Origin of the sequence: Paenisporosarcina cavernae, from assembly GCF_003595195.1 — a bacterium.
Lineage (GTDB): Bacteria > Bacillota > Bacilli > Bacillales_A > Planococcaceae > Paenisporosarcina > Paenisporosarcina cavernae.
Genome location: NZ_CP032418.1, coordinates 1532134 through 1548710 on the forward strand (window position 1 = coordinate 1532134; position 16577 = coordinate 1548710).

General features: G+C 38.4%; 17 protein-coding genes and 1 other annotated feature. Of the genes, 2 read left to right on the forward strand and 15 right to left on the reverse strand.

Translation table 11 applies throughout. The annotated features are described in order from the left end of the window. Nucleotides 1-147: 147 nt before the first annotated feature. Nucleotides 148-687, reverse strand: a complete 540-nt coding sequence (locus D3873_RS07800) for a CvpA family protein (protein ID WP_119883540.1) — start codon at nucleotides 685-687, stop codon at nucleotides 148-150. A gap of 4 nt (nucleotides 688-691) precedes the next feature. Then, a complete protein-coding gene (gene zapA / locus D3873_RS07805; RefSeq protein WP_119883541.1) occupies nucleotides 692-952 on the reverse strand; it encodes a cell division protein ZapA in 261 nt (86 codons plus the stop codon). Nucleotides 953-1038: 86 nt separating this feature from the next. Here zapA and rnhC point away from each other — a divergent pair, with 86 nt between their 5' ends. Beyond that, the gene (gene rnhC, locus D3873_RS07810; protein WP_119883542.1) at nucleotides 1039-1971 is read left to right on the forward strand and encodes a ribonuclease HIII; all 933 of its coding nucleotides are present in this window, start codon (nucleotides 1039-1041) and stop codon (nucleotides 1969-1971) included. A 247-nt stretch (nucleotides 1972-2218) separates the two neighbouring features. Here the strand turns inward: rnhC and pheT are convergent, their stop codons facing one another. The 3 genes from pheT to D3873_RS07825 all read right to left on the reverse strand — a co-directional run bounded on the left by pheT (nucleotide 2219) and on the right by D3873_RS07825 (nucleotide 6770). Continuing rightward, nucleotides 2219-4630, reverse strand: a complete 2412-nt coding sequence (gene pheT, locus D3873_RS07815) for a phenylalanine--tRNA ligase subunit beta (RefSeq protein ID WP_119883543.1) — start codon at nucleotides 4628-4630, stop codon at nucleotides 2219-2221. An 11-nt stretch (nucleotides 4631-4641) separates the two neighbouring features. Further along, the gene (pheS, locus tag D3873_RS07820) at nucleotides 4642-5679 is read right to left on the reverse strand and encodes a phenylalanine--tRNA ligase subunit alpha (RefSeq protein WP_119883544.1); all 1038 of its coding nucleotides are present in this window, start codon (nucleotides 5677-5679) and stop codon (nucleotides 4642-4644) included. A gap of 42 nt (nucleotides 5680-5721) precedes the next feature. Continuing rightward, nucleotides 5722-5949 (reverse strand) — a binding site (T-box leader). A gap of 44 nt (nucleotides 5950-5993) precedes the next feature. Next, a complete protein-coding gene (locus D3873_RS07825) occupies nucleotides 5994-6770 on the reverse strand; it encodes a TrmH family RNA methyltransferase (RefSeq protein WP_119883545.1) in 777 nt (258 codons plus the stop codon). A gap of 91 nt (nucleotides 6771-6861) precedes the next feature. Here D3873_RS07825 and sspI point away from each other — a divergent pair, with 91 nt between their 5' ends. Continuing rightward, nucleotides 6862-7068: a small acid-soluble spore protein SspI gene (sspI, locus tag D3873_RS07830; RefSeq protein ID WP_119883546.1), complete on the forward strand. Its 207-nt coding sequence runs from the start codon at nucleotides 6862-6864 to the stop codon at nucleotides 7066-7068. Between the two features lie 103 nt (nucleotides 7069-7171). Here sspI and D3873_RS07835 read toward each other — a convergent pair whose 3' ends face one another. The 10 genes from D3873_RS07835 to D3873_RS07880 all read right to left on the reverse strand — a co-directional run bounded on the left by D3873_RS07835 (nucleotide 7172) and on the right by D3873_RS07880 (nucleotide 16370). After that, entirely contained in the window at nucleotides 7172-8260 is a 1089-nt protein-coding gene (locus D3873_RS07835; protein WP_119883547.1) for a M42 family metallopeptidase, read from the reverse strand. 72 nt (nucleotides 8261-8332) lie between these two features. Beyond that, complete coding sequence (locus D3873_RS07840; RefSeq protein ID WP_119883548.1) at nucleotides 8333-8818, reverse strand: dUTP diphosphatase; 486 nt, start codon at nucleotides 8816-8818, stop codon at nucleotides 8333-8335. A gap of 12 nt (nucleotides 8819-8830) precedes the next feature. After that, nucleotides 8831-9097, reverse strand: a complete 267-nt coding sequence (locus D3873_RS07845) for a DUF1294 domain-containing protein (RefSeq protein WP_119883549.1) — start codon at nucleotides 9095-9097, stop codon at nucleotides 8831-8833. 109 nt (nucleotides 9098-9206) lie between these two features. Continuing rightward, a complete protein-coding gene (rplT, locus tag D3873_RS07850; RefSeq protein ID WP_119883550.1) occupies nucleotides 9207-9563 on the reverse strand; it encodes a 50S ribosomal protein L20 in 357 nt (118 codons plus the stop codon). Nucleotides 9564-9602: 39 nt separating this feature from the next. Beyond that, nucleotides 9603-9803, reverse strand: a complete 201-nt coding sequence (gene rpmI / locus D3873_RS07855) for a 50S ribosomal protein L35 (protein WP_119883551.1) — start codon at nucleotides 9801-9803, stop codon at nucleotides 9603-9605. Between the two features lie 30 nt (nucleotides 9804-9833). Continuing rightward, the gene (gene infC / locus D3873_RS07860; protein WP_119883552.1) at nucleotides 9834-10340 is read right to left on the reverse strand and encodes a translation initiation factor IF-3; all 507 of its coding nucleotides are present in this window, start codon (nucleotides 10338-10340) and stop codon (nucleotides 9834-9836) included. 263 nt (nucleotides 10341-10603) lie between these two features. Then, nucleotides 10604-12535 (reverse strand): threonine--tRNA ligase, encoded by a 1932-nt coding sequence (gene thrS / locus D3873_RS07865; RefSeq protein WP_119883553.1) that lies wholly within the window; start codon nucleotides 12533-12535, stop codon nucleotides 10604-10606. A gap of 327 nt (nucleotides 12536-12862) precedes the next feature. Further along, complete coding sequence (locus tag D3873_RS07870; protein WP_119884504.1) at nucleotides 12863-13603, reverse strand: ABC transporter ATP-binding protein; 741 nt, start codon at nucleotides 13601-13603, stop codon at nucleotides 12863-12865. A gap of 6 nt (nucleotides 13604-13609) precedes the next feature. Next, nucleotides 13610-15235 (reverse strand): ABC transporter permease, encoded by a 1626-nt coding sequence (locus D3873_RS07875; RefSeq protein WP_119883554.1) that lies wholly within the window; start codon nucleotides 15233-15235, stop codon nucleotides 13610-13612. Nucleotides 15236-15308: 73 nt separating this feature from the next. Then, the gene (locus tag D3873_RS07880) at nucleotides 15309-16370 is read right to left on the reverse strand and encodes a Fe(3+) ABC transporter substrate-binding protein (RefSeq protein ID WP_119883555.1); all 1062 of its coding nucleotides are present in this window, start codon (nucleotides 16368-16370) and stop codon (nucleotides 15309-15311) included. Nucleotides 16371-16577 lie beyond the last annotated feature (207 nt).

A 16577-nucleotide genomic window follows, 5' to 3' on the forward strand; every position in this document is an offset into this window, starting at 1 on the left:
GACGTGAAATACATCAAGAAAAAACTAGCAAATGTTTTCTGCCAGACTTTCTTCTTATCCTACCATAATCATACATGGTTATAGATAAATCGAAGAACCTCTTCTGGGGAAAACAACTGCTAGTCTTTATTACTTACATGCAACATACTACTTAACGTAAATGTACCACCATTCCTTCACCTTTTCAGATAAAAATGGTGTATGCTCTAACATAAATTTGGATAATAATGATGCATCCATTCTCGATTGAATCACTTCAAGTGGTAATAGCGCCAAGACATAAAGTAGAAGGAAGATAATAATATAAAATTCAATAAATCCTAAAATAGCTCCTGCTAATTTACTGATTGCACCTAATACCGGTAAATACTTTAAGAAATCAAACATCGACGCAATCAATTGAAGCGCGAATTTGACTACAAAGAAGAGTAAGGCAAAGGCAATTAATTGATAAAATGTTTGGTCCAAGTCTAATTGATCAATTGCTAAAGTTAGTCGTGAATCTGAATCTACCGCTGGATATGGAATCCATAGCACAAATTTCGCTGCTAACTCTTTGTAATACATATATGCGACAATTAATGCTATAACAAATCCAGTCATGTGAATGAGCTGCACAATTAAGCCGCGTTTTGCTCCAACAAAAAGTCCTGCTAATAATAAGATAAGTATCAGTAAGTCAATCATTCGTTCAACCCTTTAATTGTTTTATTTCTGCTTCTAGTTGTTCTACTTGTTCTTTTAATTTAACATAGTCATGTATCGCATTAACAGCTGTTAATACAGCAAGTTTTGAGCTGTCTAGTGAAGGATTCATCGAATTGATTTCTCTCATTTTATCGTCAACCATTGTTGCGACAAGTCTCATGTGGCCTGTAGTTTCAGGACCTACCATTTTGTATGTTTGTCCATAAATCTCCACTGATATGCGATTTTTGTGTTGCTCTGACAAATGAGTACCCCCTCTTCTAGACCTATTACTTATAGTAACATGAAACGAGAGACGAAGGGAATATTCCAATAGAATGGAGAATGAAATTGTCAAATATAGTAATTCAACTTTCAGGTAAGGAACTTGAAAAAGTAAAAACATATTACCTAGAAAATAAAGTTGATCGAAATGCACCAGGTTTAATTTTCTCTGCAAAACTACCAGATGTCGTAATTTCCATTTATCGCTCTGGCAAAATCATGTTTCAAGGCGCTGGTTCAGAACGAGAAGCATCTCGATGGAATATGGACGTTCAGGGATCGACATCATCTATTCGTACGACTCATTTACCAGAAAACCTATCCACAAGCTCCGTCATCGGTTCTGACGAAACAGGAACTGGAGATTTCTTTGGTCCTATGACGGTAGCCGCATGCTTCGTCCCACATGACAAAATCGCTTTATTAAAAGAATTAGGTGTCAAAGATTCGAAAAACCTAACAGATACTCAAATGGTAGACATGTCCGAACACATTAAAGCAGCATGTATTTACAGTGTGTTAATTCTTGGAAATGTAAAATATAACTCGCTTCAGCAAAATGGTTACAACCAAGGAAAAATGAAAGCAATGATGCACAACCAAGTGTTAAAACATGTCTTACGAAAGATAGCACCAGATAAACCCGATTATATATTAATAGATGAGTTTGCAAAAAAAGACATCTATTATCGTTATATAGGAAAAGAGCCAGAAATCATACGCGAAAATGTATACTTTTCCACAAAAGCGGAAGGGTTACACGTGGCAGTAGCAGCTGCATCCATTATCGCTCGAGTAGCATTTGTCGAAGAAATGAACCGCCTCAGTCAATCGGCGGGTGTTACCCTTCCAAAAGGAGCAGGGCCAAAAGTTGACGAGATTGCTGCAAAACTTCTACTCTCAAAAGGAAAAGAATTTGTTTCCACCATCACAAAATCTCATTTCGCCAACACAGAGAAAGCTTGGTCATTAGTGAAGCAAAAAAAGCGAAATACGTAATTTATTTCTCAGTTTCCAAAAACATGATTGGCCGTAATATCGCGTGAGATGTTTCTGTGATAGCATCTACTTCTGAAGAAAGCATCTACTCCAGAGAATCGATCGTCTACTCCTGAGAATCAATTGCTCACACCCGAGAATCGATCGTCTACTACTGAGAATCGATCCTTACCTTAACGCTTATAAAAAAATCCAAGATGTGCCACATTTCTATTTCAGAAATGCGACAACAATCTTGGATTTTTCTTTATCCTCTTAGTTCCGCGTTAGCTTCTTCTTTTAATTTTTCTAATACGGTCTCATGGACAGCAACAACTTCTTCATCTGTTAAAGTGCGTGTATCATTTCCGTAAGTGAGGGAGAATGCAAGAGATTTCTTTCCTGCTTCCATTTTGTCCCCTTCATATAAATCAAAGACATGCACTGATTTTAACAACTCGCCACCCGTTTTTGTAATGATGGTTTGTAATTTACCTGCGGAGACATCTTGATCGACGACTAGTGCTATATCCCGTGTAATGGATGGGAATTTCGCCACTTGTTTATATACAAGCTCTTTTACTGGGAAAAGTAATAGTTTTTCCAAGTTCAATTCAGCTACATACGTTTCTTTTAAATCAAGTGATTTTTGTTCTTTAGGATGAAGTGCTGCAATATAACCAACCGTAATTTCTGCTAGTTTTACAATAGCAGTTCGTCCAGGATGTAAGCCGTCCATTGTCCCTTTTTCATACGTAACGTAAGTGGACAAGCCGAGTTTCACCATTAATCCTTCAACAATTCCTTTCAGAACATAGAAATCTACTTGTTTTTGTTCTCCTTGCCATTGGTGATCTACCCATTTACCAGTTGCAACAATAGCTACATGTTCTTCTTCGTATGGTTGATCGCTTGTTTCATTACCAAGAAAGACAGAACTTGTTTCAAATAAGGCAACAGAATCGTTTTGTCGCGCAACATTGTATGAGGCAACTTCAAGTAAATGTGCAACAAGTGATTGTCTTAATACGCTTCGTTCTTCACTCATTGGCATTAAAAGTTTAGTAGTTTTCGCTTTTTCAAGTGCATATTTATGAACAAGTGCTTCGGATGTTAATGAATACGTAATTGCTTCAAACATTCCAGCACCTTCTAAGTAGTTTCGAACCAGTCGACGTTTCGTTTGATACGCACTTAAACCGCCTGGTAATGACTCTCCTACAGGCAATGTCAATGGAATTTGATCGTACCCGTATATTCGAGCGATTTCTTCCATAATATCCTCTTGAATCTGAATATCTTGACGACGAGTAGGTGCTTTGATTGTCAACAATTCGTCTTCTAAAGTATGCTCGAATTGTAAGCGTGTAAGAATCGCACTCATTTCTGAAGCTGAAATGTTCATCCCTAGACGTTTGTTGATATAGGATGTCGAAACAACGACTTCTTTTTCTGACTTGTCTAATTGATCAAATACAACGCTTCCTGAAAGAACTTCTCCGCCAGCGATATCAGCAATCAATTTTGCAGCACGTTCAGCTGCTAAAGCCACTCGGTTAGGATCCACTCCTTTTTCAAAACGACTGCTTGCATCACTTCTTAAATTATGGTCTTTTGATGTTTGACGAACGCTTGAAGGGGCAAAGTACGCTGATTCAAGCACAATTGTTGTTGTTCCGGCATGGACCTCTGAATTAGCTCCGCCCATTACACCTGCGACCGCAACGGGTTCAACGCCATTCGTTATCACTAATTGATGAGGGCCTAATGGTCTTGTTTGTTTATCGAGAGTAACGATTGACTCTCCTTCTTTCGCTTTTCGCACAACAATTTTATTCGTTTTTAATCGGTCATAGTCAAACGCATGAAGTGGTTGACCTAATTCCATTAACACATAATTCGTTACATCGACTACGTTATTATGAGGTCGCACTCCAGCGGCCATCAAACGTTGTTGAAGCCAAATAGGAGAATCCGCTATTGTCACGTTTTTAATCACTTTCGCGATATAAAGTGGATTTGCATCCATCGCTTCCACTTGCAATTCAAGCGCACTCTCTGCTGACGTTTCTGATTCGGTATAAGTTATCTCTGGGTAGCGAACGTCCTCTTGGAGAATAGCTCCTACTTCATATGCTACTCCTAGCATACTCATCGCATCGGCTCTATTTGGTGTTAAGCCTAATTCCAAAATCGTATCATCTAATCCCAATACTTCTTTCACGTCTGCGCCTGGTTTTGCATCACTAGGTAATACATAAATTCCATCTGTATATGCTTTTGACACTAATTTGGAATCAACACCAATTTCTTGTAAGGAACAAATCATGCCATGCGATTCTTCTCCTCGAAGCGTCGCTTTTTCAATTTTCATTCCCCCAGGAAGTATTGCACCCGGCACTGCAACAATGACTTTTTGTCCAGCGGCAACATTTGGTGCACCACAAACGATTTGATTGGTGCTGTCTCCAATATTTACTTGGCAAATATTTAATTTATCTGCTTCGGGATGTTTTTCGCAATGAACAACTTCTCCCACTATCAAACCTGATACGTCACTTGCTAATGTCTCAATACCATCTACTTCAATACCTGAACGCGTTATTTTATCTGCTAATACTTCAGCGGAAAGATCGTTCGTATTGACATATTCTTTTAACCATTTCGTGGATACTAACATAATCTTCCTCCTTAAGCCTCTACTCGTTGAAATTGTGATAAGAAACGAACATCGTTCGTGTAGAAATGACGAATATCCTCTACGCCATATTTCAACATGGCAATTCGCTCTGGCCCCATTCCAAATGCGAAACCGGACACCACGGTAGGATCATACCCTGCCATTTGCAAGACATTCGGATGTACCATTCCTGCTCCTAAAATTTCAATCCACCCAGTTTTTTTACAGACGTTACAACCCGTTCCTCCACATTTAAAACAGGAAATATCCATTTCTACAGATGGTTCAGTAAATGGGAAGAAACTTGGACGTAATCGAATTTCACGATCTTCTCCGAACATTTTTTTCGCAAAAACAGACAGTGTCCCTTTTAAGTCACTCATTCGGATGTCTTCACCGATAACAAGCCCTTCGATTTGTGTAAATTGGTGAGAATGCGTCGCATCATCACTATCGCGTCGATATACTTTTCCTGGACAAATAATACGAATAGGTGCCCCGCCTTTTTCTTCCATTGTGCGTGCTTGCACAGGGGAAGTATGCGTACGTAGTAACGTCTCTTCCGAAATGTAAAACGAATCTTGCATATCACGTGCCGGATGCCCTTTTGGCAAATTAAGTGCTTCAAAATTGTAATAATCTTGTTCCACTTCTGGCCCTTCTGAAATGGCATATCCCATACTAATGAACAGATCTTCTATTTCTTCAATTACACGTGTTAATGGATGGTGATTTCCTGTTGAAGCTTTTCGACCAGGTAATGTGACATCAATCGATTCTTTCGATAATTGTGCTTCTAATTCTGCTTCTTCTAAAACAATTTGTTTCGCTTCTAAAGCGGATGTCACTTCTTCACGAACAACATTTACAAGCGCCCCCATTTTTGGGCGTTCTTCTGCAGATAATTTTCCCATTCCTTTTAATAATTCGGTAATAGGTCCTTTTTTCCCTAAATACGCTACTTTTACTTCTTGTAATTCACGTGCGTTGGTCGCGGAAGCAATTTTTTCAAGTGCCTCTTTTTTTAATTCTTGTAACTGTAATTCCATTGAAATTCCTCCTTTTGGACAATAAAAAAACTCGTCTCCTATAAAAGGGACGAGGTTAATGATCGCGGTACCACCCTGATTATCATACGAAACGTATGATCACTTCATTGACATAACGGCGTCTGACCGAATCACCTTTACAATTTAATGGTCCTGGTGTCTGCTCACGGGGTGAACTTCCAAAAACAGCTACTATCTACACTTTCAGTCATGTTGTAGACTCCCTAAAAATAGCTAATTTTTTGTACTTTTCCCGGTCACTGCATGTTTCTGTTATGAATATGTGCTTATTATAGACTCTTTTGATACAACCTTCAAGAGGCGCTGGAGAAATCGGTTAAATGATACAGTAAAATACCTGTTGCAACAGCTACATTCAACGACTCTGCTTTTCCTAGAATCGGAATTTTAACATTCAAGTTTGTCGCCTCTAATAATTCAGGTGACAACCCTGCTCCTTCATTCCCCATGATTAATGCAAACGAATCAGTTTTTTGAATTTCTTGCACAGAAGTAGCTCGAGCAAGGGATGTTCCGTATACTTGGATATTTTTAGATTGTAATTTTTCCACCCATTCCATTAATTCCCCACGAACGATTGGTAAATGGAAGTGTGATCCTTGCGCAGAACGAATTGTTTTTGGATTATAAGCATCTGCAGTGCCTTTTCCGAGTATGACTGCATCAATACCTGCGGCATCCGCTGTACGTATCATCGTCCCAACATTTCCGGGGTCTTGCACCGCATCGATTAATAGGAATTTTTTAAAGTCTGTTTCCTTATTTAAATCGAATGTCGGCTGCTTGCAGTGAGCGAAAATCCCTTGACTATGTTCAGTATCTGTCAGTTCTTTTGAAATTTCGTGCGTCACTTCTATAATCGAGATTCCATCTAGATTCCATTTAAAAGGCAAATCGGTACCCTCTCGAATAATTAATGTTAGCACATTCTCCGGCGTTTTTAAGGCTTCTTCCACTAAGTGATGACCTTCTACTAAAAACTCGTGGTGTTTTTCACGTTCCTTCCGAGTTGAAACTAATTTTCTCCAATGCTTCACGAGACCATTTTGGCTTGATTCTATTTTTTTCATTCGACTTACTCCGCCTTTTTTCTTTTCAGTGTACCAAATTGACGTATAGCTAGCGAGGTTTCTGGGGAAAATAAATTGCGGAGGGATGTTTATGGATTTTCAAATTAGGGATGCAATATCACAAAATATGTCAGGAAACTCAGCACAAGACATTCGAGAAGTTGTGGAAGACGCAATTGCCCGAGGGGAGGAGCATTTACTTCCTGGATTGGGCGTGTTTTTTGAAAAGTGGTGGAACGCTGCTTCAGAACCTGAAAAAGATACCGTTTTAAAAAAGCTTGAAACCCAATTTCATTAACACCAAGAAAAGTAGAGTGAAATGCTCTACTTTTTTCATTTTAGAAATGAGTACATAAAAAAAGCAAAGTATCGTTTTTCAACCATACTTTGCTTATGAAAATTTAGTTAAAAATTAAGTTGTGAACGGTGTCTTTATCTAGTTTTTTGATTACTGCAACTAATAGTTTTACTGCGTTCTCATAGTCATCACGGTGAAGAATTCCCGCATGAGAGTGGATGTAACGAGTAGCTACACCAATAGAAAGAGAAGGAACTCCATTTGTTGTTACATGGATCGCACCTGCATCTGTACCGCCACCAGGCATTGTTTCAAATTGATACGGGATATTATTTTCTTCCGCAGTATCAATGACTAAATCACGAAGCCCTTTATGTGACACCATTGAAGCATCATATAAAACTATTTGTGGTCCATCACCCATTTTACTATTGGACTCTTTCGGTGTAATCCCTGGAGTATCCCCAGCGATACCTACATCAACTGCAAAACCGATATCAGGTTTAATTTTCGTTGCAGCAGTTCGAGCACCACGTAATCCAACCTCTTCTTGTGCAGCTCCAACACCATACACAATGTTAGGATGCTTTTCATCTTTAAGTCCTTTTAAAATATCAATGGCAATTGCACACCCAATACGGTTATCCCAAGCTTTAGCTAATAACAATTTTTCGTTATTCATCACAGAAAACTCAAAATAAGGTGTGACCATATCTCCTGGAGATACTCCCCATTCTTTCGCTTCTTCACGAGAAGATGCCCCGATATCAATGAACATATCTTTAATATCTACTGGCTTGTTACGAACATCTGCTGGAAGAATATGCGGTGGTTTTGAACCAATAACCCCTGTAATTTCTTTCCCTTTACGTGTTGTAATTGTCACACGTTGAGCAAGCATTACTTGGGACCACCAGCCACCAACTGTTTGAAACTTTAAGAAACCTTTATCATCGATTTGGGAAATCATAAATCCAACTTCATCCAAGTGACCAGCTACCATAATTTTCGGACCGTCCGGATCTCCCACTTTTTCAGCGATTAAGCTTCCTAAGTTGTCTGAATCCATACGATCTGCATATGGCTCTATGTATTTCTTCATCACGTCGCGTGCTTCCTTCTCATTGCCAGGAATCGCTTTTGCATCTGTTAATTCTTTTAACATTGTTAACGTTTCATCAAGCTTTGTCATTTATTTCGCCCTCCTAAATAGTCACTACGAAAAATAGTATAGCGTATCCTCTACTAATATTCAAAATATTCGTTAATAATTCGTTTGTTGGCGTTCATAATTTTTTTCATTCTTTTTCTTATACGCTTCGATTACATCGTCATACGAAAAGTGTAGCAAATTCGCAATAGCGACATATTCTGCCCAAACTATCTCATACTGACTTTTAGTAGGATGTTGAATAAACGAGATAATGGCTTGTTGCGTGAGAAGAAATGCATTCGTTAAATCGTTTCGCTCGGGTGCCTTCGGCCAAGCAGTCAACTTATCTAATGATTTCTCGATGCCTAACGAGAGGATGAAATGAATGGAATCGACATATTCTTCCAAAACTATTTCTCGATCTGAGGGACCTTTACTACTCCAAAATTTAAAACATCTTGTCTCATTTGCAAGTTCTGCAAGCTCCACTAACAGAGCCAGACCCTTTTTTTGAAATACGTCTTCTTGAATAGCACGATTTTGTTGTATATATGCATCTAACTCTTTTTGCATGTCAAACAATTGTTTCAAATCCATGATGAATCCCTCCTACAGGTTGAAAAGAATGTATCCAAAAATAACGATCTGTACGATTGCTAGAAATGGTAAGCCCCACTTAAAAGAAGCATGTTTTGTTTTATGTCTAAAGTAATTCATTCCAAGAAAACTCCCTATTGCTCCACCAATTATAGCAACGATCCACAACGTTTTCTCAGACGTTCTATACTGATTTTTTCTTGCTTTTCGTTTATCCATTCCCATCATAACAAATCCAACTGCACTCGTAACTAGTATGTATAAAAGAACAAATTTCATCGTTCCGGTTCCTTCCTTTCTTTTGACTTCGATTTACAATAGTATAACTGTCAGAAAAAAAGAATATGAAAAAACTGGCTCTATAATTAGAACCAGTTCAATGAAAATCTTATTTAAATGATTTTTTAGCAGCGTCTGCGAATTGAGCAAATGCTTTTGCATCAGTTACAGCGATGTCCGCTAACATTTTACGATTAACGTCGATACCTGCTAATTTTAATCCGTGCATTAAACGGCTGTAAGATAGTCCGTTCATACGTGCAGCTGCGTTAATACGAGTAATCCATAATTTACGGAAAACACGTTTTTTGTTACGACGGTCACGGTATGCATACATACCTGACTTCATTACTGCTTGGTTCGCTACTTTATATAATGTATGTTTTGAACCATAATACCCTTTTGCTAATTTAATGACCTTTTTACGACGCTTGCGCGTTACTGTTCCGCCTTTTACGCGTGGCATGATACATTACCTCCTGCTTTTTCGATTGATAGTACGAACTTACTTCATGTAAGCGATAAGTGTTTTAATACGTTTTAAGTCTCCAGCTGATACTAAACGGCCTTTACGAAGGTGACGTTTTGCTTTTGTGGATTTGTTAGCGAATAAGTGACTACGGTATGCAGATGCACGTCTCACTTTTCCAGATCCCGTTTTTTTGAAACGCTTCGCAGCGCCACGGTGTGTTTTCATTTTTGGCATGTCGAGTTCCTCCTAAACTGTTCGTTACAATTACTTTTTCTCGTTCTTAGGTTGTAACACTAAGAACATACTGCGGCCTTCCATCTTCGGTTTTTGTTCAACCGTAGCGACCTCCGCACATGCTTCAGCAAAACGATCAAGTACACGTTGTCCAATTTCTTTATGCGTGATAGCACGCCCTTTGAAACGAATCGACGCTTTTACTTTGTCCCCTTTTTCAAGGAACTTGATCGCATTACGTAATTTCGTTTGGAAATCATGTTCATCAATTGTAGGGCTCAAACGAACTTCCTTCAATACGATGACTTTTTGATTTTTACGAATTTCACGATCTTTCTTTTGCTGCTCGAATTTGAACTTGCCATAGTCCATAATACGTGCGACTGGTGGCTTGGCTTGAGGAGCCACAAGGACAAGATCCAAGTTAACGCGTGCAGCGATTTCAAGTGCTTCATTGCGTGTTTTTACTCCTAGCTGATCGCCATTTTGGTCGATAATTCGAAGTTCACGCGCACGAATGCCATCGTTTACATACATGTCTTTGCTAATATCAATCCACCTCCAAGTAGTGTCGCGAATACAGGATTTGGGACAAATCCGGTCAATAAAAAACGGACGGACATAAGATGTCCGCCCGCCGATATGATGACGCACTCATGTGCGCTAAGTTCATCGTGTGCCGACCTGTAAACAACATATGCTGTGTCAATCAGGTGAGAAGCGGGCAGCCTCTTCTTGTACCACAAATTTGTATTCATTAACCTTACTAACGATATCATGTTACTTGTCGTTCGTCAAGGTTAGTTTCGTAATTCTTTTTGAAGTACCTCTGCAAATTGTTCAAAAGTAAGTGTTTCGGAGTTTTGTTCTCCATATTTACGTATGTTTACCGAACCACTTTCTACTTCCTTATCACCTATTACGAGCATGTAAGGAATTTTTTGCATTTGGGCTTCTCGAATTTTATAGCCTAGTTTTTCTTCCCGATCATCCATTTCGACGCGGCAACCTAATGACTGTAATTTTTCGACAATCGATTTTGCATAATCAAAATGTGCCTCATTGGAAACAGGGATGACTTGTGCTTGAATAGGTGCTAACCAAGTAGGGAATGCACCTTTATATTCTTCAATTAAGAATGCGACAAAGCGTTCCATTGTCGAAACTACTCCGCGGTGAATAACGACTGGACGATGTTGCTTTCCATCTTCTCCAATATACGAAAGGTCGAATCGCTCTGGTAATAAGAAGTCTAATTGTACTGTAGAAAGTGTTTCTTCTTTTCCAAGGGCAGTTTTTACCATTACATCAAGTTTAGGACCGTAGAATGCAGCTTCTCCTTCTGCTTCAAAATAATCAAGTGATAACTCATCCATCGCTTCTTTTAACATCGATTGCGCTTTATTCCACATCGCATCATCATCAAAGTATTTTTCCTTATCTTCTGGATCGCGATAGGAAAGTCGGAACGAATAATCTTCCAAATTGAAATCTTTGTACACTTCAATGACTAATTGCACAACACGCTTGAATTCGTCTTTGATTTGATCTGGACGAACAAAAATATGCGCATCATTTAATGTCATACCTCTAACTCGCTGTAACCCTGTTAACGCTCCGGACAATTCATATCGGTGCATTGTTCCAAGCTCCGCTATACGTAGAGGCAGGTTACGGTAAGAATGAATACCATTTTTATAAATCATCATATGATGTGGACAATTCATTGGTCGAAGCACAAGTTCTTCATTATCCATGCTCATGACAGGGAACATGTTCTCTTGATAATGATCCCAATGACCACTTGTTTTATAGAGATCGACACTTCCCATTATTGGTGTGTAAACGTGATCATAACCAAGCTTCACTTCTTTATCCACAATGTATCGTTCGATAATGCGACGAATTGTTGCACCTTTTGGCAACCACATTGGAAGACCTTGGCCAACCTTTTGAGAATTCATAAACAAATCGAGTTCTTTCCCGATTTTACGATGGTCCCGCTCTTTCGCTTCCTCTAATAAACGAAGGTGTTCTGCAAGATCTTCTTTTGTGAAAAATGCAGTTCCGTAAATACGTTGCAACATTTTATTGTCGCTATCTCCACGCCAATATGCACCTGCGATACTTAATAATTTGAATTCCTTAATTTTACTTGTAGACGGTACATGAACTCCGCGACATAAGTCGATGAAATCACCTTGTTCATACAAGGATACTTGTTCATCTGCAGGAATCGCTCCGAGTAACTCTACCTTATAAGGATCTCCCATTTCCTTAAATTTGTTATATGCTTCTTCACGGGATACATCGTGTCGAATAACTTCCACGTTTTCTTGCACGATTTTTTTCATTTCTTTTTCAATCATTGGTAAATCGTCTGCAGTAATTGGTTCCGGAGAATCAATATCGTAATAGAATCCTCCTTCAATAACTGGACCAACACCAAGATGCACATCTTTAAATAAACGCTTTACCGCTTGCGCGAGTAAATGTGCCGTACTATGGCGCAAAATTTCCAACGCCTCTTCAGAATCAGGTGTGATAATCGCAATTTCACCATCTTCAGCTAATGGTGTTTTTAAATCGATCAGTCGTCCGTTTACTTTTCCGGCTAATGCTTTTTTGCGTAATCCTGGACTGATAGAAGCTGCTACATCTTCCATAGAACTTCCTTTAGGATACTCTTTTACTGCCCCATCTGGGAACGTTAACTTTACCACTTCTGACATTTTCCTCACTCCTTTTGACGATTTGGAACACAAAAAAACCCCGTCCTATAAAGGGACGAGGTAACAATTCGTGGTTCCACCCTTCTTCCTTCTTCTACATGAGAAGACGAAGCTCAAGCCCTACTAACGAGAGGTATCCGTCGCAAACTACTCCGAGTTCACTTGCGAAGCTCCAAGGGGGTAAAAGAACCATCGTACGTAAGAAGTTTGCAGCCAAGACTTCTCTCTCTAAAAACGTCGTTTGGAACTTTCGTGTCCTTTTCAAAGCATTTCAATATAGATATGATGCTATTTTAAACACACCTGAAGGAGAAATCAAGTATTTCTTTACATCAATATGACTTCTTCTTTGTCTGTTAACACTGCTTTTTCTCTCGAATGAACTGGAACGCCAAGTAAATCACATGGTCTACCAATTATATCAATCTTACCGTCTTTAAGTTTGACGATTCGATCCGCTATAGCGTGTGCATCATTCTCATCGTGCGTAACAAAGACGGATGTAATGTTGGCGCGCTTTAGAATTTCGCGCAAATCTTTCCGAATTTTCACCTGCAGCTCGGCATCTAAATTACTAAATGGTTCGTCTAGCAACAAAAGGGAAGGATTAGGCGCAAGAGCGCGTGCAATAGCAACACGTTGTTGTTGACCTCCACTCAACTGATGTGGATAGCGCTTAGCGAATTCTTCCATTTCTACAAGTGATAATACTTCTTGAAGTCTAGTAAAGCGTGCTGATTTCGATAAATGGCTCACGCCAAACAATATATTGTCTTTCACTGTCATATGTGGAAATAACGCATAATCTTGAAAAACCATACCAATTCCTCGTTTTTCAGGTTGCAAGAAGTGTTTATTATCAAAAATCACACGATCTTGGATTTGAAATACTCCTTGAGAAGGAGTTTCTAACCCAGCTAGTAGACGAAGAATCGTACTTTTTCCACTCCCACTTCTACCAAGAATAGAAATGACTTCACCCTTATCTATTGTCATTGAAAAATTTGACAGTGTTTCACTCTTAGCATTTTGATACGTAAAACAAAGATTTTCAATCGAAATATACAAAGTCATCTACTCCTTCTCTAGAAATTTATGAAAAATAATGATAGCTAAGGCACTTATTCCAATAATCAAAAGCGATGCTTGAGATGCTTCCATTATTTTTTCATCACTTGCGTACTGAAATGCTTTTGTCGAGAGTGTATCGAAATTAAATGGCCGTAAAATTAATGTCAAAGGAATTTCTTTTAAAATATCAATAAATACTAATAAAAATCCACTAATGATAGCACCTTTTAACATAGGTAAATCGATTTTTAAAAACGTTTTCGTATAGTTCGCGCCTAGTAACCTCGATGCATCTCGAAAATCAGTCCCGATTTTCTCGAAACCTGATTCAATTGAGTTGAATCCGATCGCAAAGAAGCGAATAACATACGCTGCAATCAACATCATCAAACTGACACTTAACACTAGCGTTGTAGAGAAACCAACGAAACGATAAACAGGGACTAATTGTTGATCGATAAAAATAAACGTTGTTACGACTCCAACTGCAATTACCGCTCCAGGTATAGAGTAACCGATAATGGACAGTTTAGGGAAAAGTGTAACGAGCTTTCCTTTCACCATTCGAGAGAAATTCCCCAAAACTAAAGCAAAAGTAATTACCATTGTGGCACTTATTGTCGCGACTAAAACGGAATTTTTTACCGCTAAGAAAAAAACACTTTGCGGAATCGATCCAAATGTTAAGATTGTCCAATCAATTAATTGTACTAACGGTATGGCAAATGCAAAACCAAAAATTGTCCAACCATATAAAGAGGCAAAAATTGCTTTCATCCCCTTTAATTTCACCACTGGTAACGGACGAATTTTAGTAGTGGAGTAACTATATTGCCTCTTACCTCGTAAGAGCTTTTCGATAAACAATACCAGCACTACAAATCCCATTAGATAGGCTGCAAGTTTAATGGAGGTATCTAAATCGCCTAATCCAAACCACGTTTGAAAAATCCCCGTCGTAAAAGTTTGTATGCCAAAGTATTTCACTACCCCGTAATCATTTAACACTTCTAATACGACTAGACTCGCTCCACCAATGATGGATGCTCTACTTACCGGTAACACAACACTCCAAAAAATTTGGAAAGAATTTTTTCCGAGCACGCGAGCACTTTCAACTAAAGAAGCTGCTTGTTGGGATAAAAACACTCTTGTAATTGTATAAACGTATGGATACAGAAAAAGTGTATAAATAAATACCGCTCCAGGAATGTTCATGATGTCAAAATAGCTTGGATTTAATTGAAGACCAAATTGATCTCGTAAAGTTGTTTGGATAATCCCTGTGTAATTTACTATCCCGTGGTACGTATAAGCTCCGATGAACGGTGGGATTGAAAGTGGCAAAATTAATGCCCATTTAAAAAAGTTTCGAAATGGAAAATCATATTGCGCAATCATCCATGCGAGACTTACACCAATAAAAATAGTAAAGATACTTGTTAAAATAATTAAGAGAATAGAAGTTGTTACATAGGAATTTAAGACATATTCTTTCATATGTCGCCAGTTATCATTCGGCTCAGTTACAAATCCTGTTAAGATTGTCAGGTTAGGCAAAACGAGCAAAATCATGATGATCGTTGCCGTTATAGTCCACGTATTTACATTTGCCAATCGTCTTTGCATAAGTTTAAACCCTCACAATCCTAATCACAGGAAATCCCTTGTCGAAAATTCGACAAGGGGAACAACCTTCTATTTATTTCCAGCCCACTTCATTGAACATTAGAATGGAAGCTGCATTATGCTCGCCTAAAGAGGATAACGGAATATCTTGTTCTTTGAAATCTCCCCATGAAGCTAAAAGTTCAGTAGGTTCTACTGCAGCATTTACAGGATATTCATAATTTGCTTCAGCAAAAGTTCCTTGTGCTTTCTCGGAACTTAAGAACTCAAGTAATTTTATCGCATTATCTTTGTTTTTTGCATATTTTACCACTCCGGCCCCACTTACGTTAACGTGTGTACCAGTCGTATCTTGGTTCGGGAAGAAAATCCCTAAACCTTCAGCTACTTTTACTTCTTCTTGTTCTTCGGAGTTAAGCATTTGACCAAGATAATAGGTATTCATAATTGCCACATCACCAATTCCAGCAGCAATTGCTTTCGCTTGATCTTTGTCTCCTCCTTCAGGATCACGGGCAAAGTTTTTCACTAAATTTGCAGCCCATTTCTTCGCTTCGTCTTCTCCATTAATTTCAATGAGTGAAGCTAACAACGATTGGTTATAGACATTTTCAGAAGAACGGACTAACACTTTGCCCTTCCATTCTGGTTCAGCTAAAGCTTCGTACGTAGATAAGTCTTCTTCTTTTACAGTTTCTTTGTTATAAACAATAACACGTGCACGTTTTGTTAGTCCGTACCACATCTGATCTGTGTCTTGAAATTTTTCTGGAATTTGTTCGTCTAATGTTTCACTTGAAACAGCTTGTAATACTCCAGCATCTTTCGCTCGGAATAAACGACCTGCATCTGACGTTAAAAATAAGTCCGCTTCCGTTGCATCTCCTTCACGCTTGATACGCTCAAGAAGTTCGTCTGCTTCCCCTTTAATTACATTTACTTTAATACCCGTTTTTTCTTCAAACTCTTTGTATAGTTGATCATCAACATCATAATGACGGGCTGTATACAGATTTACTTCTGGACCATCATTTTTCTTTTCTTCAGAGTTGTTCTTAGAAGATGTAGAATCATTTCCACATGCAGTTAATACAACTAATAAGAAAGCAATTAAAATACCTAGTGACTTTTTCATTAGATTATCTACCTACCTTTTTATATGTTTTGAAAATCATTCTCATTTGTAAGTATATTTCATTGAGAATCATTGTCAACTATAAAGAAAATGTTGTTATTTTCAGTAGATTAGACTGATTATTTGGTAGGTGTTATTCCAAGAAGTATTCAGCTGAATCTAATCAAATTCGTTATCCGATACAAGGAAATGTTAACGACATCTTTG

Excerpts from the sequence above, each read along its gene's own strand:
- pheT (WP_119883543.1), bottom strand. The coding sequence starts at position 4,630 with ATGTTAGTATCCACGAAATGGTTAAAAGAATATGTCAATACGAACGAT.
- sspI (WP_119883546.1), top strand. The coding sequence starts at position 6,862 with ATGGATTTTCAAATTAGGGATGCAATATCACAAAATATGTCAGGAAAC.
- pheS (WP_119883544.1), bottom strand. The coding sequence starts at position 5,679 with ATGGAATTACAGTTACAAGAATTAAAAAAAGAGGCACTTGAAAAAATT.
- infC (WP_119883552.1), bottom strand. The coding sequence starts at position 10,340 with ATGTATGTAAACGATGGCATTCGTGCGCGTGAACTTCGAATTATCGAC.
- D3873_RS07835 (WP_119883547.1), bottom strand. The coding sequence starts at position 8,260 with ATGACAAAGCTTGATGAAACGTTAACAATGTTAAAAGAATTAACAGAT.
- rpmI (WP_119883551.1), bottom strand. The coding sequence starts at position 9,803 with ATGCCAAAAATGAAAACACACCGTGGCGCTGCGAAGCGTTTCAAAAAA.
- D3873_RS07845 (WP_119883549.1), bottom strand. The coding sequence starts at position 9,097 with ATGAAATTTGTTCTTTTATACATACTAGTTACGAGTGCAGTTGGATTT.
- D3873_RS07825 (WP_119883545.1), bottom strand. The coding sequence starts at position 6,770 with ATGAAAAAAATAGAATCAAGCCAAAATGGTCTCGTGAAGCATTGGAGA.
- D3873_RS07875 (WP_119883554.1), bottom strand. The coding sequence starts at position 15,235 with ATGCAAAGACGATTGGCAAATGTAAATACGTGGACTATAACGGCAACG.
- D3873_RS07880 (WP_119883555.1), bottom strand. The coding sequence starts at position 16,370 with ATGAAAAAGTCACTAGGTATTTTAATTGCTTTCTTATTAGTTGTATTA.
- D3873_RS07840 (WP_119883548.1), bottom strand. The coding sequence starts at position 8,818 with ATGGATTTGAAACAATTGTTTGACATGCAAAAAGAGTTAGATGCATAT.
- D3873_RS07800 (WP_119883540.1), bottom strand. The coding sequence starts at position 687 with ATGATTGACTTACTGATACTTATCTTATTATTAGCAGGACTTTTTGTT.
- rplT (WP_119883550.1), bottom strand. The coding sequence starts at position 9,563 with ATGCCACGCGTAAAAGGCGGAACAGTAACGCGCAAGCGTCGTAAAAAG.
- thrS (WP_119883553.1), bottom strand. The coding sequence starts at position 12,535 with ATGTCAGAAGTGGTAAAGTTAACGTTCCCAGATGGGGCAGTAAAAGAG.